Annotated in this window: 22 protein-coding genes; 5 read left to right on the forward strand and 17 right to left on the reverse strand. The window is 48.7% G+C overall.

Annotated elements, in window-relative coordinates; genetic code table 11:
• Positions 1-106: 106 nt before the first annotated feature.
• Both PHH59_RS09460 and PHH59_RS09465 read right to left on the reverse strand, forming a co-directional pair.
• Positions 107-1,012, reverse strand: coding sequence for a kelch repeat-containing protein (locus PHH59_RS09460; protein WP_300014749.1), 906 nt, complete (start codon positions 1,010-1,012; stop codon positions 107-109).
• A gap of 768 nt (positions 1,013-1,780) precedes the next feature.
• Positions 1,781-4,072, reverse strand: coding sequence for a choice-of-anchor Q domain-containing protein (locus PHH59_RS09465; RefSeq protein ID WP_300014752.1), 2,292 nt, complete (start codon positions 4,070-4,072; stop codon positions 1,781-1,783).
• Between the two features lie 239 nt (positions 4,073-4,311).
• On the opposite strand from PHH59_RS09465, the gene PHH59_RS09470 reads away from it, so the two are divergent.
• Complete coding sequence (locus tag PHH59_RS09470) at positions 4,312-5,526, forward strand: argininosuccinate synthase (RefSeq protein ID WP_300014755.1); 1,215 nt, start codon at positions 4,312-4,314, stop codon at positions 5,524-5,526.
• A gap of 126 nt (positions 5,527-5,652) precedes the next feature.
• Entirely contained in the window at positions 5,653-6,240 is a 588-nt protein-coding gene (locus tag PHH59_RS09475) for a hypothetical protein (RefSeq protein ID WP_300014758.1), read from the forward strand.
• Between the two features lie 172 nt (positions 6,241-6,412).
• On the opposite strand, the gene PHH59_RS09480 is transcribed toward PHH59_RS09475, so the two are convergent.
• From PHH59_RS09480 to PHH59_RS09495, 4 genes are all read right to left on the reverse strand, one after another.
• Positions 6,413-6,751 carry a c-type cytochrome gene (locus tag PHH59_RS09480; RefSeq protein WP_300014760.1) on the reverse strand — a complete coding sequence of 113 codons (339 nt, stop codon included), beginning with the start codon at positions 6,749-6,751 and terminating at the stop codon, positions 6,413-6,415.
• A 244-nt stretch (positions 6,752-6,995) separates the two neighbouring features.
• A complete protein-coding gene (locus PHH59_RS09485) occupies positions 6,996-7,442 on the reverse strand; it encodes a glycine zipper 2TM domain-containing protein (RefSeq protein WP_300014763.1) in 447 nt (148 codons plus the stop codon).
• A gap of 121 nt (positions 7,443-7,563) precedes the next feature.
• Entirely contained in the window at positions 7,564-9,972 is a 2,409-nt protein-coding gene (locus PHH59_RS09490; protein WP_300014766.1) for a phosphoketolase, read from the reverse strand.
• A 46-nt stretch (positions 9,973-10,018) separates the two neighbouring features.
• Positions 10,019-11,224: an acetate/propionate family kinase gene (locus tag PHH59_RS09495; RefSeq protein ID WP_300014768.1), complete on the reverse strand. Its 1,206-nt coding sequence runs from the start codon at positions 11,222-11,224 to the stop codon at positions 10,019-10,021.
• Positions 11,225-11,592: 368 nt separating this feature from the next.
• Between PHH59_RS09495 and PHH59_RS09500 the strand changes: the two genes are divergently transcribed.
• Positions 11,593-12,090, forward strand: coding sequence for a hypothetical protein (locus PHH59_RS09500; RefSeq protein ID WP_300014771.1), 498 nt, complete (start codon positions 11,593-11,595; stop codon positions 12,088-12,090).
• 48 nt (positions 12,091-12,138) lie between these two features.
• Here the strand turns inward: PHH59_RS09500 and PHH59_RS09505 are convergent, their stop codons facing one another.
• From PHH59_RS09505 to PHH59_RS09540, 8 genes are all read right to left on the reverse strand, one after another.
• Positions 12,139-13,116 carry an L-threonylcarbamoyladenylate synthase gene (locus tag PHH59_RS09505; protein WP_300014774.1) on the reverse strand — a complete coding sequence of 326 codons (978 nt, stop codon included), beginning with the start codon at positions 13,114-13,116 and terminating at the stop codon, positions 12,139-12,141.
• Between the two features lie 28 nt (positions 13,117-13,144).
• Complete coding sequence (locus tag PHH59_RS09510) at positions 13,145-14,017, reverse strand: carbon-nitrogen hydrolase family protein (RefSeq protein ID WP_300014777.1); 873 nt, start codon at positions 14,015-14,017, stop codon at positions 13,145-13,147.
• Positions 14,007-14,606, reverse strand: coding sequence for a GNAT family N-acetyltransferase (locus tag PHH59_RS09515; protein WP_300014780.1), 600 nt, complete (start codon positions 14,604-14,606; stop codon positions 14,007-14,009). Before PHH59_RS09515 ends, PHH59_RS09510 begins: the two co-directional genes overlap by 11 nt.
• A 243-nt stretch (positions 14,607-14,849) precedes the next feature.
• Positions 14,850-16,145, reverse strand: coding sequence for a flavohemoglobin expression-modulating QEGLA motif protein (locus PHH59_RS09520; protein WP_300014783.1), 1,296 nt, complete (start codon positions 16,143-16,145; stop codon positions 14,850-14,852).
• Between the two features lie 488 nt (positions 16,146-16,633).
• Complete coding sequence (locus PHH59_RS09525; RefSeq protein ID WP_300014787.1) at positions 16,634-18,052, reverse strand: PhoH family protein; 1,419 nt, start codon at positions 18,050-18,052, stop codon at positions 16,634-16,636.
• A gap of 128 nt (positions 18,053-18,180) precedes the next feature.
• The gene (locus PHH59_RS09530) at positions 18,181-18,675 is read right to left on the reverse strand and encodes a hypothetical protein (RefSeq protein WP_300014790.1); all 495 of its coding nucleotides are present in this window, start codon (positions 18,673-18,675) and stop codon (positions 18,181-18,183) included.
• A gap of 6 nt (positions 18,676-18,681) precedes the next feature.
• Positions 18,682-19,155 (reverse strand): peroxiredoxin, encoded by a 474-nt coding sequence (locus PHH59_RS09535; RefSeq protein ID WP_300014793.1) that lies wholly within the window; start codon positions 19,153-19,155, stop codon positions 18,682-18,684.
• A 7-nt stretch (positions 19,156-19,162) separates the two neighbouring features.
• Positions 19,163-19,687 carry an ACT domain-containing protein gene (locus PHH59_RS09540; protein ID WP_300014796.1) on the reverse strand — a complete coding sequence of 175 codons (525 nt, stop codon included), beginning with the start codon at positions 19,685-19,687 and terminating at the stop codon, positions 19,163-19,165.
• Positions 19,688-19,853: 166 nt separating this feature from the next.
• Between PHH59_RS09540 and PHH59_RS09545 the strand changes: the two genes are divergently transcribed.
• Both PHH59_RS09545 and PHH59_RS09550 read left to right on the forward strand, forming a co-directional pair.
• Entirely contained in the window at positions 19,854-20,882 is a 1,029-nt protein-coding gene (locus PHH59_RS09545; protein ID WP_300014799.1) for a hypothetical protein, read from the forward strand.
• Positions 20,882-21,799, forward strand: a complete 918-nt coding sequence (locus PHH59_RS09550; protein WP_300014802.1) for a 5'-nucleotidase — start codon at positions 20,882-20,884, stop codon at positions 21,797-21,799. The genes PHH59_RS09545 and PHH59_RS09550 overlap by 1 nt, the downstream gene beginning before the upstream one ends.
• Positions 21,800-21,820: 21 nt before the next feature.
• On the opposite strand, the gene PHH59_RS09555 is transcribed toward PHH59_RS09550, so the two are convergent.
• The 3 genes from PHH59_RS09555 to PHH59_RS09565 form a co-directional block, all read right to left on the reverse strand.
• Positions 21,821-22,489, reverse strand: a complete 669-nt coding sequence (locus PHH59_RS09555) for a hypothetical protein (RefSeq protein ID WP_300014805.1) — start codon at positions 22,487-22,489, stop codon at positions 21,821-21,823.
• 188 nt (positions 22,490-22,677) lie between these two features.
• Positions 22,678-22,863, reverse strand: coding sequence for a hypothetical protein (locus tag PHH59_RS09560; RefSeq protein WP_300014808.1), 186 nt, complete (start codon positions 22,861-22,863; stop codon positions 22,678-22,680).
• A 190-nt stretch (positions 22,864-23,053) separates the two neighbouring features.
• The gene (locus tag PHH59_RS09565) at positions 23,054-23,758 is read right to left on the reverse strand and encodes a TIGR00266 family protein (protein WP_300014811.1); all 705 of its coding nucleotides are present in this window, start codon (positions 23,756-23,758) and stop codon (positions 23,054-23,056) included.
• Positions 23,759-23,787 lie beyond the last annotated feature (29 nt).

The following is a 23,787-nucleotide window of genomic DNA, read 5'->3' on the forward strand; positions in this document are numbered from 1 at the left end:
TTGTTCTTTCATGACTGAAAGTAGTTTCTTTCTGAATACCGCTGGATAGGCCATTCGTTTTTCATTCAAGATGATCGTTTTTACAATAGCCTATTATCGCATCAATTTATACTGGATTAGCTATATTCGTCGTCGGATCTAAATCAAATAGCTTGGTAGGCGGAGTAAAGTGTCCCGCTTCCGCCGCCAACATCACATGGCAATTCGGCATAACCGTTGCTGGCGCATCATCTGCCAAATAATGGCTTGGAATGTCTGGTCCCGCAGACCATGTATTGGTCGATGGTGTATAAAATGCCGTATGGGCAACCAAAGGTGAGCCAGCGCCGCCACCTATGACAAAAATCCGCCCATCACATAAACGCACGGCCGCCCCAATTTCAGCATCTACAGCGTTACTGCTCAATAAAGGTAAGATACCGGAAGCGTTGCCATCACTGGGTGAAATTGAAGACCATGTTTTTAGTCGAGGATTAAAGAGTTCTGCATATCCACCACCTGTCGAAATGCTTTTAAAAATATCGTAAGTTAATATTTTACCGCCGGATAATTTAACCCAACTTTCTTCGTCACTGCGGTCATCATAAGCAGGCACTTTGCTGATTGCCCCGCCCCAGGTATTGGTATTTATGTTGTACAGATAGGTATTTCTGGTTTCTAAAGACCCTACAAGAATTTTGTCGCCGTCAAGCAACATGGTAGGGACATCACCAAAGAAAGCTTCTGGATGAGATTTTATCGCTGCCCATGTATTCGTTTTGGCATTATATTTTTCTCCGGTATTGGTCCAGTTATCGTCGAGATTTAGTCCAGAATATTCACCGCCTAAAAGCCAGACATTACCATCACGTAACACATGAGAAGCAAAATATAATCTAGGTGTGCTCATTGAAGCTAAATTAGACCATGTTCCATTGATATAACTACCAGTCCTGTTTGGAGTTAATCGCATCCAATTGTTCCCAGGCCTATCCCCTTGCACCATCACTGTTCCGTCAGTCAATTGCAACATGGTGCCACTGTAATCTGGGGCGAGATTTGTTAAAGGTGTCTATGTACCTGCTTCACTTGCCGCAGCGCAACACAGCAAAAGTGTAGAAGCTAACAAGGACTTTATTTTTGGAAATCGGTATGTATTGTTCATTAAAGTTGCCTTTTCGATATGAAAAATAGAATAGAATAGAATGAGTTGCGTTCGTCTGAACGCGCTAACATTATAGACAAAATGACGGCATTACTACTTTTAAAAGAACTACACATTAAAGTTTATTTACTAACTTGTTAATTTAATTTGTGAATAACTGGGGTCAGAGTAAACTTAAACCTCTGCTATACCGTTGATGTTTATATCTATCGACTTCGGGAAAAACAAATGGCGAGACTGGCCCGCGCGTGTCCAATCTAAAATCATTAGTAAACAAAGGCATGGCACTTGGCAGCGAGCGATTTAAAGCGGAAATAGAAAATTTGAGGGGTCGGCGGATGGCCGCCAAAAAAATGGGTAGGCTTGTCGGTTGGCGGAAGGAAAGAACGGATCAGTGATATATAAGTTTACTCTGACCCCAGTTATTCAGTTATTTCCCTCTGACCCCAGTTATTTCCCAGTTATTTATTACCCGTTCCAAACGTTTCAATGGGTACCCAGCACGGCAAAATGTTCAGGACGGGGTTGCCAAACCCAGTCGTGCTCAAACAAGTTACGCACAACGCACCCTGGCTTGGATGCCCAACATCAACATGTCGGGCAGAAAATCTTGCCAGACCCCACCTCGCCACAACATTATTTGCACTGCCAAACAGTACGCAAGTCAACAATTTGATTGGCTAATTCACCCGCCGAGACACCCGTCACATAATCGTTGGCATCTGGCGTGTTGTCTGGGTCTATGTATTTGAGTGTTTGGGCAAGTTGGACACAAGCGGCAGAGGTTTTATCCTCCAATTTATAGCTGACGGCAGTGGTGAGTTGGTTCCTCAGCGCGTTTAGATTGCTCACAGATGCCTCCTTACCAGTACCTTTGATTCCGCCATTGAGACTTTCTTGGTTGAAAAAATTCCAGAGAACACTCATATCGCCGGGCATTAATACCGGCTCAAATTGCTCAAATGCACCGAGATCACATTCATCCGGGCTTGATAATTGTGGACGCTTGACTTTACGTTGATCGGTGGTGGCGCATAGACTTTTGTCGGCGGTGTTGATGGCTGGACTCCCGGCCAACAAGGCAAATGTCGATGTGAGTCCACCATTATTGAGCAACGGGGCAAGTTTCGGATCGCCGCTTAATGTCGCCCCACAACTGCCGTCTTCTATCAGATTGTTGCCGACCAGATTCAGGATGCCTTCATTCTTGCAATCCCCACCCGTTTGGCTATTGGCGATCAAGCTATTGCTGACCGTCAGCTCGGCACCTAGATAATTTTTAATGCCACCGCCATCAACCGCCGTATTACCTGAAATTGTGCTGTGGCTTATTGACAAAACACCCTTGTTAGCAATGCCTCCGCCTGAAAAATCGATGCCGTTATTGCCCATCAGCGTAGTGTTTCTAAGCGTCATTCTTCCCTGGTTAAAAATTCCACCACCAGACCCAGACTTATTGTTTAGAATCAAGTTATTAACCAGTTTTATGATGCCATCGTTTACTATACCTCCATCATTATTAGAAATGATACTATTAGCCAATGTGGCAATTCCATTACTGTTATTCCTGAGACCATTAGCCTCATTATGCAAAATGGCACTACCTTGAATTGCCAAATCACCATCATTTTCAAGGCCCGCAATAGGTTTTGAGTTGTGAAAATTGTAAAAAATATTGCGTGAAATATGGCTATCGATCAATGCCATACTACCGCTATTAATGACCACACTGTTATCAACATGAAAATTGGATTTAACGGTGCAGTTGTTTAATGTGATTTTGCCACTATTGGCAATGTTTTCACTACCTTCATTATTTGAGACAAAACTGTTGCTCAGTGTCATGTTTCCGCTATTGTTAATCCCACTATTAACAAAGTAGTAAAGGCCGGAATAATATGCATAACCGCTATTGTTTGAAATGCTACTGTTAGTTAGTGTCAGATTGCCGCTATTTGAGATACCTGCGCTACCCTGGAAAAAAGCCGTATTATCAGAAACAGTGCTTTTGTTGACTTCCATCTCCCCGCTATTTGTTATACCACCGTCCTTGCGGGAGGCATTGCTAGAAATAGTGCTTTTATTAAGCACCATGCGCCCTTGGTTGAAAATGCCGCCACCAGATCCCCAAGGGGGACTCCAATCACTGGCAATAAAGTTACCGGATATAGTGCTGTTTTCTAGCGAGATGCTGCCATTATTCCAAATGCCGCCCCCATTGCTAGGGGAGGAGTGGTTATAATCAGAAACGGTATTACCCGAAACGGAACTATTCCTCAGTATCAAGCTGCCGGAATTGGCGATGCCACCGCCGCCTTCACTCGTATACCCTCCAGTCAGGGTAAGATTGTTGACCGTCAAATCACCAGGGGGGGCAATAGAAAGCAAACGGAATAATGGCGTACCGCGGACATGTGAACGCATAATAGTAGAGCCGTTGCCGTTAATCGTAATCTTGCTGCTTATCCATGGTAGGGCCGCTTTGGTCAGCGTATAGGTCGTGCCGGCATTAAATATCAGGGTGTCCGCGCCGTTACCCGCCCTACAACCAAAACCTACACCGTCGGTGTCGGTGTCGCTGTTGGCATTGTTGATAGCGGCTATTAAAGTGCAGTCAGTGTTGATGATAATGTTTGCCGCGTTTGCTGTGCAGGTGGTGGCGAGTGCCAATGCCAATACGAGGGCGCGGGGTTGGAAAGGGAAAGCGTTATTTTTCATCGTTGTTCTCCTCAATAGTGCCGTATTTTCGGTAGAATTTTGGGATGTCTTTTGGCAAAACTCCCGTGAGCCAGCAATCGAATTGTACACCCAAACAAGTAAATTCTCTTTTGATTTCCATAATATATATATGGTATTTTGCTGCTTATTTGCGGCCTGGGCTGGAACGGGTTTGTTACCCGTTCCTACCGTTTCAATGGGCGTATCCAATACCGCAAAATGCTCAGGACGAAGTTACAAAACCCTGTCCCGCTCAGGATGAACTGTATCATTTGCTTTCAGTAATGACGGGTTTCCCGTCGCCAAACCATCCTGCTTTCCAGAAGGAGGATGGCGTTACAGAACAACAAACGTTGTGCATCTGCTTATCGCCCCAACTCCTTCCTGCCCCAATTCCCTTTTTCCGGTATAATTGGCGGCATTTTTCAACACAAGGTCAGTAGAGAATTATGTCGGATATAAATAAAGTTGTTTTAGCGTATTCTGGAGGTTTGGACACTTCCGTGATCCTAAAATGGTTGCAAGATACCTATGACTGCGAAGTAGTCACCTTCACCGCCGATTTGGGTCAAGGTGAGGAAGTTGAACCCGCCCGCGCCAAAGCCCAAGCGATGGGCATCAAAGAAATATACATCGACGATTTGCGCGAAGAGTTTGCGCGTGATTTCGTGTTCCCTATGTTCCGCGCCAACACCATTTATGAAGGCGAATATTTGTTAGGCACATCCATTGCGCGTCCATTGATCGCCAAACGCTTGATTGAGATAGCCAACGAAACGGGGGCGAATGCCATTTCCCACGGCGCAACCGGTAAAGGCAACGACCAAGTGCGTTTTGAACTGGGTGCTTATGCCTTGCGTCCTGACATCCATGTGATTGCCCCGTGGCGCGAATGGGATTTGACCTCGCGCCAGACCTTGCTGGATTATGCCGAGAAACACGGTATCCCTGTCGAAATGAAAAAAGGCAAATCTTCACCTTATTCTATGGATGCCAATTTGTTGCACATTTCTTATGAAGGCCGCGTTTTGGAAGACCCTTGGGCGGAGCCGGAAGAAGACATGTGGCGCTGGACCGTGTCGCCGGAAGCCGCACCCGATCAGGCGACTTACATTGAGCTGACTTACCAACAAGGCGATATTGCCGCGATTGATGATGTACCGCATTCCCCCGCCGAAGTCTTGGCAAAATTGAACAAAATTGCCGGTGCAAACGGTATCGGGCGTTTGGACATTGTCGAAAACCGCTATGTCGGCATGAAATCACGCGGCTGTTACGAAACGCCAGCCGGTACGGTGATGCTGAAAGCGCACCGGGCGATAGAATCCTTGACTTTAGACCGCGAAGTGGCGCATTTGAAAGACGAATTGATGCCACGTTATGCGTCGCTGATTTACAACGGCTACTGGTGGAGTCCTGAGCGTGAAATGCTGCAAACCATGATTGACGCATCACAAGTCTCGGTCAACGGCAAAGTCCGCCTGAAATTGTATAAAGGCAACGTCATTGTCGTAGGCCGTGCGTCAACAACTGACAGCTTGTTTGATGAAAGTATCGCGACGTTTGAAGAAGACGGCGGTGCCTATAACCAAAAAGATGCCGAAGGTTTTATCAAGTTAAACGCGTTGCGGATGCGTATCGCCGCCGCCAAACGCTTGAAATAAAACCCAGAACAAATACGGTTAAGCTTGTATAATTGCCCGCCGGCCAGACCGTATCAAAAATCAGAGCCATAATAATAAATCATTTGTCCCAAGCGGATGCTATCCGCTTCGTGAGGAAGTAAAAAAATGAGCCAGAAAAATACCACACAGTCAGAAATTGTTGTTTTGCAAAGTGTACCTTCACACCAACAGTTGATGAAAACCAACCGATGGTTATTGAAAGGTGTGTTTTTTCTCATGACCGTTATTTTTATTGGTGGATTTTTATTGCTTCCAGACAATGATTTTTTAGCCAACTACCAAAAAGTGACGGCGGCGGACGTGGCAGCGGATTCAAACCCGCAATTATCGGCGGAAGTCAACACCCTGAAAGGGCAGGTGGTGGGATTGGTCAGCGGTTCGATTGAAAGCAAGCTGCGGTCGCTGGAAGAAAGCCTGCTTACTGGTACATTGAATGCTTCTTTAGGCACGATTGAAGACCTCAAAAATGAGGTAAAAATCTTACGGACGTATTCGGAACCGGCCAAGCCAGCATCGGTGGCAAGCGTCTCAAATGTGCAATTAATGCAGGAAATGTCACAATTAAAACGCTTGGTTTACTGGACGCTGGCTTCTTGCAGCTTGATGGTTGCCGCCGTGGCGGGTATCTGGGTCAGAAACATCAAAAAATTGCCGCTGAAAGAAAACATCATCCGTTATTTTGGCCGCCATTAAACCTTGCCGGACCTTTCAGGTTTCTTGCCCCAGAGGGTATTAAAACCTGAAAGGTCTAAAATCCAGGCATAAAAAAGCCGCCCCAGTTTGCACTTGGGGCGGTTTTTTCGTTTCAGAGGAACGGTTTAAATTCCAGACCTATTTGGATTCCGGGCTTATTTTGATTCCAGACTTATTTTGATTCCAAATATTTGTACAACGCGTCAACGGCCTGGTCTTCGCCGTAGCCAGCTTTAGTGACGGCTGGCTGTTTCATGATTTCTGCGATGGCTTTTGGCATACCGCCTTTGCCTTCTTTCAATACAGATTCAAATTTTGCCCTGTCCAATTGGCCGGCTTTGATCAAAGCGGTCAATTGTGGGTTTGAAGCGATGTCATGGCAAGTGCCGCAACCGCGGCCAAACGCACGTTCATAGATTTTTTTACCAATTTCCAATTGCTCATCCGCCATTGCTTGCCCACTTAAAGCGATTAAAGCAATACCAGCAGCTGTGATTAATGTTTTTTTCATAATGACCTCTCTTGTGTTAAAAAAGAACTGCATTGCTTGGAAAGTTAAGTTGCAGCCCGACTAAAAGTTAAACCCGTAAAGAATATGGAATTTAGCCGAAAAATTCAATGCTTTTATTAATATTTTTAATTTCCGGCACCGCTGATAATGACAGCAAGCAAACACCGTTTCAAGCATCAGATAGCGATTGAACTATTTTCAACAACAAAAACAGCGTCATAAATTAAAGCCCAAGACGCCAGGATTACCTGCCATCCATGCCGTTGCCGATAAACGAGCCTGCCGCCGCGCCGATTCCGGCAGCCAGAGGATCACCGTTGCCAAACTGATAGCCAACCGCCCCACCTACCGCACTGCCCGCTAAACCTGAGGTTGAACGTGAATCCCGGCTAGGGAAATAAGGATACGGTTGTGGCCTAACGGGTGGCAGTGGTTGTGGATAGTAACGGATTTCATCACGGTAATACGGGCGGGGGCGAGGCGGATAATATTTTATGACCTCGCGGTAATAAGGCCGTGGTGGCGCATAATATCTGATTTCTTCACGGTAATACGGACGCCCGTAATGGTGTCCATGATGTCCGTGATGCTCCCCCCATTCACCGCGTCCGCCATAACCACCTGATGCACCAGCGGACATGGAAAATAACGCAGTGCTGCCCAACATAATAAAAAACCATAATTTTTTCATAACAACCTTCCTAAATCTTAAGTGACGGAGTGCCCAATTGCCGGTCACCACACCGTGATGACAAACAACGTGGGCAAATCATAAGAGACTGATTGTTAATGATGGCTTAATGGTTTTGTTTTTATATTGGCTCCCTGGCATCCTCCACTTCACCAGCAGGCCACTGCCAGTTCAGGATTTCCGGCATATCTTCGCCGTATTTGTAAATATAATGTTTATGGTCAATCAATTTATCACGGATATATTGTTTGAGATAAACCGCCTGGTTGCCCAGGCTAGGTACGCGGTCAATCACATCGGCGGCCAGATGGAAACGGTCAATGTCATTCATGACCACCATATCGAACGGCGTGGAGGTCGTGCCTTCCTCCTTATAACCACGGACATGCAGATTGGCGTGGTTGGTGCGGCGGTAGGTCAGGCGATGGATCAGCCAAGGATAGCCGTGATAAGCAAAAACCACCGGTTTGTCTTTGGTGAAAATTTCATCAAAGTCCTTGTCTGACAAGCCATTAGGATGTTCGTTAGTCGGTTGCAGACGCATCAAATTGACGACGTTGACCACGCGGATTTTCAGCTCAGGCACTTTCGTGCGTAACAGGTCGACGGCGGCCAGGGTTTCCAAAGTCGGCACATCACCGGCACAGGCCATCACCACATCAGGTTCAGAGCCATAATCATTGCTCGCCCATTCCCAGACACCAAGCCCTGCCGTGCAATGCTTGACCGCCTCATCCATCGTCAACCATTGCGGTGCCGGCTGTTTGCCCGCGACGATGACATTGACGTAATTGCGGCTACGCAAGACATGGTCGGTCACCGACAACAAGGTATTGGCATCGGGTGGTAAATACACGCGGATGACTTCGGCTTTTTTATTGACAACATGGTCGATAAAGCCGGGGTCCTGGTGCGAAAAACCGTTATGGTCTTGCCGCCAGACATGCGAAGTCAACAGATAATTCAAGGACGCGACAGGCCGCCGCCACGGGATGCGGTTGCAGGTTTTCAACCATTTTGCATGTTGGTTGAACATCGAATCGACGATATGGATGAACGCCTCATAGCACGAAAAAAAGCCGTGCCGCCCGGTCAGCAAATAGCCTTCCAGCCAGCCTTGGCAAGTATGTTCGCTAAGGATTTCCATGACCCGTCCGTTTTGGGACAGATGGGTGTCTTCCGGCAAGATTTTTTCCATCCACACCCGCGAAGTCACGTCGAAAATATCATCCCAGCGGTTTGATGCCGTTTCATCCGGGCCAAAAATGCGGAAATTGGCTTGCTCCATATTGCCCCGCATCACATCACGCAAAAACCGCCCCATCACGCGCGTCGCTTCGGCATTCACCGCACCTGGTGACGGCACATCGACCGCATAATTGCGAAAATCCGGCAGGCGCAAATCACGCAACAGCAAACCGCCGTTGGCATGGGGATTATCGCTGATCCGTTTTGATCCGGTAGGCGCAAGTTCCAGCAACGCTGGCATAGGCCGGCCTTGGTCATCAAAAAGCTCTTCGGGACGGTAACTTTTCAGCCAGCGTTCGAGCATCTCGACATGCTCGGGATTTTCCGCCAGATTCGCCAACGGTACTTGATGTGACCGCCAGAAACCTTCAGTTTTTTTGCCATCGACGCTGGAAGGCCCTGTCCAGCCTTTAGGCGTCCGTAAAATGACCATAGGCCAAATCGGACGTGTGATAGGCAAATCACCCAATCGGGCTTGCTTCTGGATCGCGGCGATTTCTTCAAGGCATTGATCCAGCACACTCGCCATGCGGGTATGGACAATTTCAGGGTCATGGCCTTCGACCAGATAAGCACGGTAGCCATAGCCCGCAAACAATTGGATCAACTCATCTTCGTCGATACGGCTGAGCAAGGTCGGATTGGCGATTTTATAGCCGTTCAGGTGCAGGATGGGCAACACCACGCCATCGCGTTGCGGATTCAGGAACTTATTGGAATGCCACGCCGCCGCCATCGGCCCGGTTTCCGCTTCGCCGTCACCGACCACACAACAGGCAATCAAATCAGGATTGTCAAATACCGCGCCATAAGCGTGGGACAAGGCATAACCCAATTCACCGCCTTCGTGGATCGAACCCGGGGTTTCCGGGGCAACATGGCTGGGAATACCGCCTGGAAAAGAAAATTGTTTGAACAAGGCTTTCATGCCCTCCTTGTCCTGCGGGATGCTCGGATAATAATCGCTGTAAGTGCCTTCCAGCCAGCAATTGGCAACCATCGCCGGGCCACCATGTCCGGGCCCGCAAATATAAATCATGTTCAAGTCATGGGCTTTAATCAAACGGTTCAGATGCACATAAATAAAATTCAATCCTGGCGTCGTACCCCAATGCCCCAGCAAACGTGGCTTGATATGTTCCAAGGTCAACGGCTCTTTCAGCAACGGATTGTCCAGCAGATAAATCTGCCCGACAGACAAATAATTTGCCGCCCGCCAATACGCATTTATTTGTTCGAGCATCTCCGCAGATAAGCGCGAATCATGATGATTAGTTTCCATAGGCTTCCTCTTGTTGGTTATTAGGACAGGGGTGGTTTAAACAGATTTAATCTGGACTAATTTGGCTAGGCCGCCGGTCCAGGAAAGATAATATCTGCCTGGCACAAACCCGCTCTTCTTCCGCCGGGATAATAAGAATACGCGAACGGCTATCGGCACCACTTATATCGGGTTCATGCCGGGCATTGGCAACTAGGTCTATTGAAAAGCCTAATGGTTCCAGACCCGTGACAATACGCTGGCGAATTTCGGCGGCATGTTCGCCGATACCACCAGTAAAAACAAGGGCGGAAACTTCGCCCAAAACCGCGCAATAAGCCCCGATGGTTTTTTTGATCCGGTAACAGAACATGTCGATAGCCAACAGGGCGTCGCTGTCACCTTGCCCGGCTTTGAGCAAAATACGGCGCATATCGGTATCATCGCAAATGGCTTTCAAACCGCTACGATGGTTCAGCACCGCGTCCAACTCATCCACAGACATGCCTTGCCGCTGCAAGGTCAACAGCACCATCGGATCGATATCGCCACTACGGCTAGCCATCATCAGGCCTTCGGTGGGTGAAAACCCCATCGACGTATCCACGCCCACACCCGCACGAATCGCGGTGGCACTGGCTCCCCCACCTAAGTGCAGGACAATCAGGTTCAGTTTTGCAGGTTCACACGCTAAATATCGGGCCGCCTCAGTCAAACTGTGCTGGCAAGAAATGCCATGAAAACCGTAGCGGTAAAATGCCACGCTTGAAGACAATGACGCCGGGATCGCGTAACGCCCGGCATATTCTGGGATGTTGCGGTGAAAAGCGGTATCAAACAGGGCAAATTGGGCAACCTCAGGAAAATGCCGACAGGCCATTTGCACACCCAAGCGATTGAGTGGATTATGCAGCGGCGCGTAGCGGTCCAGTCCGGCAAGACGTTGCAATACATCTGGGTTGATGGGCGTTAGTGTAGCAAACCAATCCGCGCCATGCACGATACGGTGCCCGATAGCTGCCAGCACCCAAGCTTCGGCATCCAGCCACTGTCGCCAACGGTCCAACACCAAAGCCAACACAGCCGAAACATCGCCGACCGGCCCACAATGCTCCTCCACCATTTGACCTTGCAAATCCTGACCGCCAATGACCACACCATCGACACGGCCATAATCCGCTGTCAATACCGCTATATCCCGTAAATCGCCATCAAACAAGTGGGTTTTAACCGATGTGCTACCGACATTGACGACCAGCAACCACACACTCATAAGCCCAAACCATCCATCATGCCAATCACCGCCTCAACTAAACCATCACGCATAACGCTATGATAAACACGATAGGCGTATCGGAACAAAGCTTATTTACAATCAAGCCCGTTAATGACCAGCAGATTTGAAACGCACAGGAAATAAAAGCCTTCCTCCAGGTTTTAAAATCCAGAAAGGCCTACGGCATCTGGCAATGGCCTTCAGAAATAAAAAAAGAGTCCAAAAACAGGTTTTTGGACTCTTTTCGGGTACATTATTTGTAGGGGCAATTTTAATCGCCGCTACTTAGTTCCTGTATTATATGCAAATCGGAACGTTATTTTTTACCGAATCCTTACGATTTGAAATCCCCTACAGAGACATTTATGAAGAAGCTTTTACTTTCCCTACTCGCCATCATTTTAATCATCGAAGAATGGCTTTGGGAGTTGCTGTCGGCTTTCGGTCATCGGCTGATTGTTTGGTTAAGATTGTCCAAATTCGAACGATGGCTGGGTCAAACTTCGCCGGGACTGGCCTTGGCTGCCATGATGATCCCGCTATTGATTGTCACGCCAATGAATTTAGCCGCCCTTTGGATGTTAGCCAATGGTTTGATTTTACAAGGGATTGCCTTGGAAGTGGTTGCCAAACTCCTAGGCACTTTATTAATCTCACGGGTATTCGCGCTGACCAAAAACCAGTTGCTGACCTTTACCGTGATTGCCTGGACTTACGGAACCATTACCGGATGGTTGATTTGGGCACATGCCAAAATCACCGAAACGGCGGCATACCAATTAGCCCAGCGCACAAAAAAACAAGTGCAGGCGAAATTGAGTGTGGTGCGGGGGTATTTACGCGATTTTTGGTCGCAACGCTGAGGTTCAAACTGGCCCAAGTTTCAATCTGCCGCCATCGCCTCCAATCGACTAAACCGCCACCGCCGCTTTACCCAAACGGTCATTGACGGCACGCCATGCTTCGGTTTGCGGAGGCTGTTCCACCAAAATCCTGTCCAATTGCAAGCCATCCAACTTCCGCAACGACGCGTACAAGGCTTGTGCATACGCCGCTACCGAATCAGGCATGTGCTCAACGACCAGCAAAGGATGCGCGGGCAAATCCTGCTGATAAGCCAAGACCCCCACACGCTGATGACCGTCCAAAAAAGTTTGCGCCAGCTTCGCCAAATCCTGTGCTGGACATAGCAAAGCCATCGTCACCGGGGCGTAATGCACCGCCATCATGCCAGGGGCGCGGATTTCCGATACCGCCTCCGGCAACAACAATGTTTGCTGCAACACGGCTTCAATCGCCGCCACGCTAAGCTGTCCGGGCCGCAGTAAACGCGGTTGCCCGCCACTTAAATCAATAATCGTCGATTCCACGCCCACCTGGCAGGGGCCGCCATCCAAAATCATCGCCACCGCATCGCCCAATTCCTCAGCTACATGCGCCGCTTGCGTGGGGCTGATACGGCAATACCGGTTTGCCGACGGCGCGGCAATCCCGCCACCAAAGGCCTGCAACAATTGCAAGGCCACCGGATGGTTCGGTACCCGCAAAGCCACCGTGTCCTGCCCACCGGTCACCGCCAGGGGTACGGAGACTTTTTTGCGTAAAATGACCGCCAACGGCCCGGGCCAAAACCGCTCCGCCAATTGCCATGCCGACGCAGGAACCTCCGCCGCCCAATCCGGCAGCATCGACTTATCGGCTAAATGCACGATTAGCGGATGATCGGCAGGTCGGCCTTTCGCGGCAAAAATACCCCTCACCGCTTCGGCATTGCTGGCATCTGCGCCTAAACCGTAGACGGTCTCGGTCGGAAACGCGACCAAGCGGCCTTGTTTTAATAATTGCGCGGCTTCGTGGATAGCCACGGCATCGGCTGGACGTGGTGTCATTTCAATACCCAATTCAAGCACCGCACCATCACAAGGCAAGCACAGGCTTGCATTGCAAAGGCCAATCGCGGTAATTGAACACCTGTCCTTCCGCCCTAACCGTGGCAATGCCCTCCAAGGACACGTCGGCAAACACCCATTGCACGGCGTTTAATTCCCCGCAGGCCAAAACACCATTATCAGGAAATCCCCTATCGACGGGTGTGTAAACAGCGGATGCGCCAATATTCACATCCACCGCTTCCGACCACGGGGCTTCACCGACCAAGCACGCTTGCACGACATAACATTGGTTTTCCAAGGCCCGCGCCTGGCAAGCGATTTTCACGCGGTGATAACCTGCCAAGGTGTCGGTGCAACTAGGCACTAAAATCAGATTCGCGCCCGCTTCGACTTGCTGCCTTGCCAACAACGGAAATTCACTGTCGTAACAAATGTTGATGGCGATTTTGCCATATCCGGTATCGAAAACTTTCAATTCCTTGCCGCTGGTAATATGCCATTGCTCGTTTTCAAAGCGCGTCATCATCAGTTTTTCCTGATAATCGACGCCGCCATCGGCGAAAAACAGATAGGCGCGGTTGTGGTATCCGCCCGGTCCCACAAGCACCGGAAACGTGCCCGCTTGAATCAGGCATTGGAACTGTTGCGCCAAACCTTTGAACAACGCGACAAAATCTTCATGTAGCGTCTGCATGGCTTCGAGCTGTTTGCTCAAGGACGAATACACGTCTTTGCCGAACAACGAGGCCAGTTCCATGCTGTTGTATTCAGGGAAAAGCAGGATTTTCGCGCCTTGTGCCGCAGCGTCTTGCACCCAGCGAGTGGATTTGTCGATATAGGCTTGCCAGTTATCGAGGAAGCTGATGTCGTATTGGGCGGTGGCGATTTTAACGTTCATGTTTTAACCAAAAAGTCATAGGTTTGGCGGTTTCTTCGGTATCGTCCAAATCTTTCCAGACGTATTCGGTGCGCAGTTCAGGATGCTTGAAATAACCGCGTTTGTTCCAAAACGCATCCAACGGCACATAATCGGCGGGGCGGCGCGGATGGTCAACTGGGCGTTCGACGCAGCAAAAAGTGATGTGTTTGAAGCCGCCCAAATCGGCGGCATGGGCTTCGCGTTCTTCAAAAAAACGCACACCTATGCCTAAGCCGCGATAATTTTTGTCCAGCACCGATTCGCTGCAATAAAACACATCGTCCAGATGATAAGCATTGGTTATAAAAGGCCGCTGCATTTCCTCGGTTTCGTATTTCATCGGCAAGGCGGTGGAGGCACCGACCACTTTATCACCATCCAAAGCCAGTACGATCACGCTGGCGGGGTTGTCGATATAGGTTTGCAGGTATTTTTTTTCGTAATCCAAAGTCCCGTCATACAGATACGGAAAATAGCGGAACACATCAATACGGAGCCGCGCCAGTTCGGGGATGAAAGGGATTAAGGCTACGCCGCTGTAGCGGTGTATGCTGATATTTTTGGACATCGCTAGACTCCCGTGCAAAAACCCCCATTTTAGCCGAACTTGATAGGGTTTGCGTAGCTTGCGGGAATTTGATTTGTCCACGAAAGGCACGAAACGAAGGGGATTTTTATTATCGTAGGATGCAAATGGCTATTTACCCAATCCTTCTTGCTCAAAAATGTATTTCAGCAATTTATCGTGGGTGAAGAAAGCCGTATCAGCGTTTGCTTTTATGGGAGCTGACATATATGTTTCTAAAACCGTTTACAAGATATTCGCATAATCCTGTTCCAACTGCCGGAAATTCAGCGAGGTCATAAAGCGGCTGAAACTCATCCAGGCGGACAAGCCATTCAAATCTTTAAATTGTGGCGGCAGGAAACGCGGCGGTGACACCGTGCCTTCCTCGACCAAATCCGCCATGACTTTCATATCTTCAATCATGGTTTTGCCGCAAAACAACAGCGGGATGCGGTCTGGCTTGCCTTTGTAGACGGCTAGGCGCATAAAGTTGTAGGTCAGCACGAAGCCTTTGATGTACGTCAAATCCTTGGTGAACGGCATCCCGGTGGAACTGCTGCCACGGAACACGCGGCTGGTGAAGGTGTAGCTGTCTTCATCATCCAGGCCTTTGGCGCGGAAAAACTCGAAAATATCCAAAAAATCCGCGCCTTCTTCAACGAGCGTGGTGGCACGGACGCGGTTGATCAAACGCATCAGCCGCTCCGGTGTCGAGCTGAAGGTCAAAATTTCCATCAACACCGCCAAACCTTCTTGGGTGACCGTCGCCGAAGGCGGCCCTTTACCTAGAAAAGTGCAATACGGCTGCTCCAAACCGTTCAAGGTAGTCCCCAGATGCACCCAAGCCTCATGCACTTCCAGAATGCGCAAATCCCGCATATTGAACACGGCATCGGCGCGGATTTTGATGTAATCGGTACCCGCCGCCGCATCGGAGACTATGCCGTCACTGAGCATCGCGCGTAAGCCTTCGCCTGGAAATACCTCTTGGATTTTAGCGTTAAGAATGTCAACCGCGTCCTTGGCGTTGATGGTTTTGGGTTCCTCGCCCAAGAAATCCAGATCCAGCAATTGCTGCAAGGTCGATTCCATCATGCTGCCCAGATCGGCGATGGTCGGGTCACCGACATGGAACACGTCTTGCGAGGAGCCGTACAGCTCTTGGGAAATATTGGAGAATGTCGAGGTGCCACGCCCTTCCAGCATGTACACGACATCCTGATATTCGCGGCAGATGCGGCGCATGATGACGCTGAGCGGGTTCAACTGACCCAATTTGCGCACCAGATCGCGCTCGATTTGGTGGAATTCGTCTTTTTTATCGCCAGGGTCAAAACCTAAAGGGCGTTGGCGGTAATACCCGGCATCGACGGCGGGCAGGGCTTTGCAAGCACTCTGCATGAACGCCTGTTTGATGCTGTCATCCCATTTGATGGCGTCCAAAATACGGATGGGTTGTTGCGCCTTGACGATGCGATCAGATAAGGCTTTGACTTCAGTGAGATAGGTGGTGGGCTTTAGAATTTTACTGCTGTTCATGGCGTGGTCTCAGATGGGGGCGATACGCGCTTGGTAATATGTGGTTTTTGTCCACGAAAAACACGAAAGACACGAAAATTGTCTCGGTAATAAAGCCGATATTTTAGGGCGGAGTTATCCGTTCCGTAATGTTTTGGGTATCTGCGGGTAAATTGAAATGTTTATGGTACGGGGACTGTGAAAGTCCTGTTCGGCACCGACGAAAATAGGAGTCAAAAAAACCTATTTATTTGACTCCTTATGGGGTTGCTTTTGAAATGATTCATATCAAAGCACATTACCAATCAATTTTCGTGTTTCTTCGTGTCTTTCGTGGACAATAATTTTACGTAACGTCAGGCTTAAGTCATTTAGCAACTGATGTTACGCACCGACTACGAACTATCAATAACTTACAGTTATTTTTTGCTTTGTAAGTTATTGATTCTTCGTTTGTCTGCGTAACATCAGTTAGCAATTGAAATGCCAATTGCAAGATCCACGCGAGTTTACAAAATATCCGACGCATAATCCGCCAAACGCGAGCGTTCGCCGCGCCGTAAGGTGATGTGCGCCCCGTAAGGCCAATGCTTGAAACGGTCAACTACATAGGTCAAACCTGAGGTTGTCGCAGTCAGGTACGGCGTGTCGATTTGCGATAAGTTACCGATGCAGATGATTTTTGTCCCTGGCCCGGCGCGGGTGATCAGGGTTTTCATTTGCTTGGACGTGAGGTTTTGCGCCTCGTCGATAATCAAGAAACGGTTCAAAAAGGTGCGTCCGCGCATGAAATTCAGCGAGCGGATTTTGACGCGGTTCATCAGGATGTTTTTGGTGGCGCCTTGTTCCCACTCGTTTTGGCCTGAACGGCTGCCAAGTAATTCCAAGTTGTCCATCAACGCGCCCATCCACGGGGCCATTTTTTCTTCTTCGGTGCCGGGCAAAAAGCCGATGTCTTCGCCTATCGGCACGGTCTCGCGGGTCATGACGATTTCATTGAACATTTTCTTTTCCAGCGTCATCGTCAGGCCCGCCGCCAAGGCGATCAACGTCTTGCCTGTGCCTGCCGTGCCCAATAAGGTGACGAAATCAATTTCAGGATCAAGCAGCGCGTTCAAGGCAAAGTTCTGTTCGCGGTTTTTCGCACATATCCCCCAGACGCTGTTGTGTTTGGAGCGGTAATCGCGGGCCAATTCCAGAATAGCGACTTCGCCCTCGCAATCGCGGACTATCGCCTCAAAATTGCTGTCATTGTCGATGTACAGGTATTGGTTGGGATACCATTCGGCAACCAAGGGGTCTTCAAGACGGTAAAAGGTGCGGTCTTTTTCTTGCCACACTTCCATTTTTGAGCCGTGGTTGTCCCAAAAATCCTCGTCCAAGGCCGTCGCCCCGCTGTACAGCAGGTCAATATCATCGAGCGTCTGGTCATTGTGGTAATCCTCGGCGACCAACTCCAGCGTCGCCGCCTTGATGCGCATATTGATGTCTTTCGAGACCAAGATGACTTTGATATGCGGGAATTTTTTGGTCAACGCCAGCACGACGCTGAGGATAGAATTGTCGGCGATATTGCCCGGCATACTGTCCGGCAGCATCGCGGTCATGGTGCTGGTCTGGAAATACAATCGCCCTGAACTGGTCAGGTTCTCGCTATTGGGCGCGTGTTCGATACGGGATAACGGCAAGCCATCATTCAGCGTCTGCTGGTTGGCATCGCGGATCAGTTCATCAAGGAAACGGCTGACTTGGCGGACGTTGCGGGCCACATCGGTCAGGCCTTTTTTGCCGTGGTCCAACTCTTCCAAAACCACCATCGGGATAAAAATATCATGCTCCTGAAAACGGAATATCGCCGCAGGGTCGTGCATCATTACATTGGTGTCCAAAACAAACAGTTTTTTATCCGGTGTGGTATGAATGTTCATGCTGGTCTCATTGAGGGTGGGTGGGAAGAGGAGATGGTTCGGGGCTTGTCCGAAAAAGGCACGAAGCTTTTTTGTAATTGATGGCAAAACCACTCAATTGAAATTACAAAATCCTTGGGCGGGATTTATTAGGGCAACAACTGAATATACAAAAGACATTTACCAGACAATTTTGCTTCTTCAAGCGCCGCTTTTTGAGAAAGCAGAAAGGAAAAGAAATTGGCAAATGCATGCATGCAATCATCATCTAATGTGCGTAAAACTTCTGCCTCCTCGATATTGTTGCGGACTTCTTGTGCAGTTGCCCCATACCAAGCAGTTGCTTTTAGGAAGGGTTCAGTATCATGTCTGATAGTTGCAATGAGTTTAGTGATAGCACTGATTTTTTCGTCGATAACCTCAGGAGAAACAATAGCAATAGTTTCTCCGAGATAACGTAATTCATCGAATCCTTGATAAATCTCGCACAGCGTTATGACTAGACCCTGATACCACCAATTTCTAGATGTGCTCCACCACGCATTATTACTGACAAGGTCGCATGCTTCTTTATTGGAAAGAGTTTTTCCAATGACTTTTTCACAATCGACAATATCGGTAACTACTGGAATTTCGTTACTCATTTTTCGTTACTCATTTAACGTCCGCAACACGGTCAAAACCTCCTCACAATGCGTCTTGACTTTGACCTTGCGCCATTCGTGGACGAGGATGCCTTCTGGATCAAGCAAAAACGTGCTGCGCTCAATGCCACGCACTTGCTTCCCGTACATGTTTTTTTGTTTGATGACATCAAACAGCTTGCAGAGTTGTTCTTCGGAATCTGACAACAAATCAAACGGAAATTCCTGTTTGCATTTGAAGCCTTCGTGCATTTTCACCGAATCCCGCGACACGCCCAAGATCACGGTGTTCAGCGCAGCGAACTGGTCTATCGCATCACGGAAGGCTTGGCCTTCGGTCGTGCAGCCGGGCGTGTTGTCTTTTGGATAGAAATACAGCACGACAAATTGACCGCGATAATCGCTGAATTTACTGGTTTTTGCGCCCGTGGACGCAAGCTCCAAATCTGGCACGACTGTGCCAATGCCGGGTGAAGTCATAAGCTACCTAACGTTTAATGGGTTCAAGGATCGCATCGATGTTAAGCTGGTCGCAAAATTCCATAAATTCTTCGCGCAGCGATAACAAATGCAGTTGCGGGGGGATGAGGATAATAAATTTGCTCGAAAATACAGGGTTTTGGATGTACGGGGCCGGATAGCAACTACCGGTTATGTCTTCGATGTCAATATCACGGTCGATAAGGAACGAACTGACCGACTCAATAATGCTTTCGTGGTTCAGTGACAGCGTTTCCAATAGATAAGGCATGCAATCCTTGCTTTTTTCTTTACTTTCGGGGCGCAACATGTGGATTTTTATTTCGATGCGCCGTTGGATCACTTCCAGGGTGCTTTCCAGTCTGGCGATCTGGTTCCAATTGCCTTGCACCAATAGGTAAGTGGCGGTTGCTTGGGCCAGCCGCGAGGCGCGGATTTCCACGATATTACATTTGCAATCGCGGATAGCGGGCAATATTTCCGCTATGAAGTTAATTTTGTTGGAGCCTAAAGCAGTAATGGCGAGTTGCATGTGCGTTTCTACATATTTTTTTGGAAGTTTATCATTAAATGAGCGAAACTTTACCTACAATGCTTGAGACACCGTTAAAATTGCCTACATATCGTACAATTCAATCGGACAATTCAGCAACCATGCACAATCAATACACGCTTATTTCTTCCTTGCCAATCCATCCATGAAAAGAACAACGCATAAAAAAACCCTCAATAAACGACGGCCCGGCACGAACCTAGATGCAACGCCTCACTTGCCGGATGATGCGGGGTTGGCAGATTTACGCGCCATCCGGGATGATGATCCGGTATTTACGGCTGTCCCGTCAACTATCCAAACCAATGAAGAAGATGCGATTGACCGCTTATTAGCCATTAGTGGCTTTGATAATCCGGCTGCTGGAACTGCTTTGGCTAGTTCCGGTATGGAGCCAATGAGTGCCGTGGATGATTTTGAGCCGGACATGGCAAGGGCTTTTCTAGTCGGGCCGATTGAGCAAGATCCACATTTTCAAATGCAGCCACTCTATGTCGCCGATGTTGACGAGCATGAAGCCAACTTAGGGCAAGCTAATTTTGGCGATACCCCTCGCGCAGTTGACCCGCTAGACCTTGATGATTTTGGGGAGGATTTTGGGCCTGATGGCCTGGACGTAAAAACCACGATAGCTTCCTCCCCATTGCCCGATGAATCCCATCATAAAGCAGCGGAGGCAACCGCCCCCGTTGCCGTCGATTCCATTGATGAAACCTTGGTGAGGGTCGATGATGATTTTACGCCGGGGCAAATGGACGCGGAACAAGCCGGGCAGTTTGCCCGGCCCATTGAACCGGTTTTTGCCGATATACCCGCGCATACTGTCGAAACCGTACCTGCGGATGTGGAGTTTGGACGGGAGCAAGCAGTTGTTTTAGGTGAAGATGATCTTAGCCACGATGCCAAAAATGACTTTGGGCCAGGGCCAAGCGACAAGCTGTCGGCGCAAAATAGCCCTGAAAACAGCCTTTCTTCACATCTGTGCGGACATAAAGCCGAAGTGGCGCGGATAAATCTCATCACCTTGGTTTTAAGCATCGCCGCTTCGTTGGCAACCCTTGTGTTTTATTTCCTGCTGATGGATATGCGGGAGGATTTGCTCAAGCTCAATGAAATGGTGGACATCATCAAAGAGGACAGTCAAATGGCCCGCGAAGAGCCGCCCGTCGAATAATGACCAAGCCAGCGCGCGAGGGCGCAAAGCAGCAAAAATTGGTGGTGGCGGTTTCGTCCAGGGCCTTATTCAATCTTGATGAATCCCATGCGGTTTTTGAAAACGAGGGAAAAGAAGCGTTTTGCCGTTACCAAATTGACCACGAAGACGTGGTTCTGGAGCCAGGTTACGGTTTCACGCTGGTAAAAAAATTCTTGGCGATTAATCGACAAAATCCCGATGAACCCTTGGTGGAAGTGATTTTGCTGTCGCAAAACAGTGCCGACACCGGCTTGCGGATTTTCAACTCCATCGCCCATTACGGGCTGAAAATCACCCGCGCCGCGTTTACCAGCGGTGCGTCGCCCTTTTCGTATATCGCCCCTTTCGGGGCGCATTTGTTCCTGTCCGCCAATGCCCTGGATGTCAGGAAAACCTTGGCGGCGGGTTTTGCGGCGGCGACTATTTTAAGTGGTTCATCATTAAAGCATCCAACCGAACAATTACGTATTGCCTTTGATGGCGATTCGGTGTTGTTTTCTGATGATTCAGAGCGCATTTACCAGCAGCAGGGCTTGGCGGCGTTTGCCGACAACGAACGCCAACAGGCGAAAACGCCGCTGCCTGGCGGCCCGTTCAAAGATTTTTTAAGCGCGTTGCAACATATCCAAAACCAATTTGCCGCCGCTGACGCGCCGATCAGGACCGCGTTGGTCACCGCCCGTTCCGCGCCCGCCCATGAGCGCGTCGTCAGGACGCTACGCGCTTGGGACATACGCATAGATGAAGCCTTGTTTCTGGGCGGCCTGCCTAAAGGCGAGTTTTTGCGGGCTTTCGATGCCGATATTTTCTTCGATGACCAAAAAGCCCATTGCGAATCCGCCGCCGGACATGTCGCCACGGCGCATGTGCCGCATGGGATTGTCAATGAAGCATAGCCTGTAAGAATTTAAACATTCTTAGAGTTTGGTGATTTCAAAAACAGTTCCGAAATCATTATGGCTATTGGGTGGGGGCAATTGTGCGCCAATAGAAAGTTGCCAGTTATCGGATAAATAAAACACCAAGCCAATGACGGCAACGCCAATGTCGTTATTGCCGCTTAACAAATCGCCCATAAGATGGACTTTGTTTTCGAGCATCGGCAATTCCACGCCCGCCATCAGGCCGATGGCGTCATTTGAGCCAGCATAAGCGGAATTTGCGTAATAAGCACCCAGATAATATTTGCCTAGCCTAGCCCAATCTACGGCGTTACTAAAATAAGAAAAACTAGGTATTTGTAGGGAATTGTTATGGACAGGTGGCGTAAATCCGGTTTGTGTTCCAAAGCTAATTTTGTACGCCGCCGTTATATTGAAGGCTTTTTGGAAATTTAGCAGAAAATTGGGATTGGCAACCGTATCTGAAGGCGTATATAAATTGACATTAAACAAATTGATGCCAACTTCCAAATTATTGCCCAGGCCATAATCAATGGTGGTGTTGCTGGTATCGGATTTGGCAAAATTAAATTGTTGCTGAAAAAAAACCGTGTTTTCTTGGGTGATTTCTGAAGAAGGGACATTAAATAAATTTTGTTGCGCCTTGCCGGGAATTGGTAGGGAGCAGGCCGTTAAGCCGATCAAAACAAAGCCCCATTTCTTAATTACGAAAAAACAGTAATTCCGCATTTAATAAGTGGGCTTTATGGTGATGGTGGCAAAGTAAGTTTGGATACAAGGGGGGGGCAGTCCATTAGGTTTCGGGTCAAAAATACTTTTGGCGTGATTGTACCCAAAGTGAAATTCCATGTCTATCAAGCATCCGGCGGGTGTTATTCAAGCGGTTGATCTGCTTTTATTTTTCGTTTATTTGTAGCGGTGGCTTTGTCGATAAGCGATTCGGCTGAGATAGTTTTCTTTTCACTGGTTTCTGCGTAAGCATCATCAAAAGGTAGTGGTGATGCTGAAATCAAGATTAATGCGGTATAGCCGGCCAATTTGTGAAAATGTTTTTTCATAGTGTTTCTCTTAAGGTTAGGGTTTTACCCGTTGATATCAAAATGACATCTACGGGTATTAAGCTAATTTTGTGCCATTAAGAAAAAATAAAAAACATTAATGGAATCAAAGCGGTTTATTGTGCCAATTGTGTTTGTCAAAATGGGCAGGCCGGGATTGGTTGAAACAAACCGTCGCCATCGGGTTATATCAACTATTGCCAGGTATCAGTTTGCTTAGCCATGACACAAAATTTTCCCGGTTGCGCGAGCAGATAATGACTTTGCCCTGACCTGAAAATTTTAGCACCATGCCTTCGCCGCTGGTGACGCTGTTGACAATTTGCCCGAAAAAGCCGCCGCTGTTGCTGGTGGCGACGGAAATTTCATGGTGCAAGCGGCTGTCCCAGGCAACGACGTGGGCGTTGTCTATGATGATCTCTTTGCCCGGCTCAACATCAATCGCAAAACTGGAGCCGAATCCTGATACCGCGAGCTTGCCCTTGCCTGTCGCTTCCATGATAAAAAATCCGCCCGTACCGCCAAACAAGGCCGAACCGATATTTTGCGTACGGACATTGAGGCTGACCCCGCTTTCGGCGGCGACAAACGCGCCATCGGTCAGTTTATAGCTGGCATGGCCGACATCCAGCACTTCGATGGCTCCTGGCAAGGTCGGCGACAACAGGCAATCGCCATCGCCGCGTATCGCTTCGATATGCTCCTGAAAAAAGGATTCGCCATTGGCAAAACGGCGCATCAAGGCACTACCCAGGCCGCCGGTCATTTTGCCTTTCAGGTCGAGTGTCCCTTCCATCATGACCATCGCATTGGATTCGCAATAGATTTTTTCGCCCCGCTTTAGGCCGACGTGTAAAAATGGGTCTACATCGCCTGTCACTGTAAAAGTTGCCATTGTTTTGCTCCTCGTGGTTAATGATGGAT

Origin of the sequence: Methylovulum sp., from assembly GCF_028687615.1 — a bacterium.
Lineage (GTDB): Bacteria > Pseudomonadota > Gammaproteobacteria > Methylococcales > Methylomonadaceae > Methylovulum.

What these genes read in the sequence shown, in the direction of transcription:
- PHH59_RS09460 (WP_300014749.1), bottom strand. Translation starts at nt 1,012, where the DNA reads ATGTTGCAATTGACTGACGGAACAGTGATGGTGCAAGGGGATAGGCCT.
- PHH59_RS09470 (WP_300014755.1), top strand. Translation starts at nt 4,312, where the DNA reads ATGTCGGATATAAATAAAGTTGTTTTAGCGTATTCTGGAGGTTTGGAC.
- PHH59_RS09475 (WP_300014758.1), top strand. Translation starts at nt 5,653, where the DNA reads ATGAGCCAGAAAAATACCACACAGTCAGAAATTGTTGTTTTGCAAAGT.
- PHH59_RS09480 (WP_300014760.1), bottom strand. Translation starts at nt 6,751, where the DNA reads ATGAAAAAAACATTAATCACAGCTGCTGGTATTGCTTTAATCGCTTTA.
- PHH59_RS09485 (WP_300014763.1), bottom strand. Translation starts at nt 7,442, where the DNA reads ATGAAAAAATTATGGTTTTTTATTATGTTGGGCAGCACTGCGTTATTT.
- PHH59_RS09490 (WP_300014766.1), bottom strand. Translation starts at nt 9,972, where the DNA reads ATGGAAACTAATCATCATGATTCGCGCTTATCTGCGGAGATGCTCGAA.
- PHH59_RS09495 (WP_300014768.1), bottom strand. Translation starts at nt 11,224, where the DNA reads ATGAGTGTGTGGTTGCTGGTCGTCAATGTCGGTAGCACATCGGTTAAA.
- PHH59_RS09500 (WP_300014771.1), top strand. Translation starts at nt 11,593, where the DNA reads ATGAAGAAGCTTTTACTTTCCCTACTCGCCATCATTTTAATCATCGAA.
- PHH59_RS09505 (WP_300014774.1), bottom strand. Translation starts at nt 13,116, where the DNA reads ATGACACCACGTCCAGCCGATGCCGTGGCTATCCACGAAGCCGCGCAA.
- PHH59_RS09510 (WP_300014777.1), bottom strand. Translation starts at nt 14,017, where the DNA reads ATGAACGTTAAAATCGCCACCGCCCAATACGACATCAGCTTCCTCGAT.
- PHH59_RS09515 (WP_300014780.1), bottom strand. Translation starts at nt 14,606, where the DNA reads ATGTCCAAAAATATCAGCATACACCGCTACAGCGGCGTAGCCTTAATC.
- PHH59_RS09520 (WP_300014783.1), bottom strand. Translation starts at nt 16,145, where the DNA reads ATGAACAGCAGTAAAATTCTAAAGCCCACCACCTATCTCACTGAAGTC.
- PHH59_RS09525 (WP_300014787.1), bottom strand. Translation starts at nt 18,052, where the DNA reads ATGAACATTCATACCACACCGGATAAAAAACTGTTTGTTTTGGACACC.
- PHH59_RS09530 (WP_300014790.1), bottom strand. Translation starts at nt 18,675, where the DNA reads ATGAGTAACGAAATTCCAGTAGTTACCGATATTGTCGATTGTGAAAAA.
- PHH59_RS09535 (WP_300014793.1), bottom strand. Translation starts at nt 19,155, where the DNA reads ATGACTTCACCCGGCATTGGCACAGTCGTGCCAGATTTGGAGCTTGCG.
- PHH59_RS09540 (WP_300014796.1), bottom strand. Translation starts at nt 19,687, where the DNA reads ATGCAACTCGCCATTACTGCTTTAGGCTCCAACAAAATTAACTTCATA.
- PHH59_RS09545 (WP_300014799.1), top strand. Translation starts at nt 19,854, where the DNA reads ATGAAAAGAACAACGCATAAAAAAACCCTCAATAAACGACGGCCCGGC.
- PHH59_RS09550 (WP_300014802.1), top strand. Translation starts at nt 20,882, where the DNA reads ATGACCAAGCCAGCGCGCGAGGGCGCAAAGCAGCAAAAATTGGTGGTG.
- PHH59_RS09560 (WP_300014808.1), bottom strand. Translation starts at nt 22,863, where the DNA reads ATGAAAAAACATTTTCACAAATTGGCCGGCTATACCGCATTAATCTTG.
- PHH59_RS09565 (WP_300014811.1), bottom strand. Translation starts at nt 23,758, where the DNA reads ATGGCAACTTTTACAGTGACAGGCGATGTAGACCCATTTTTACACGTC.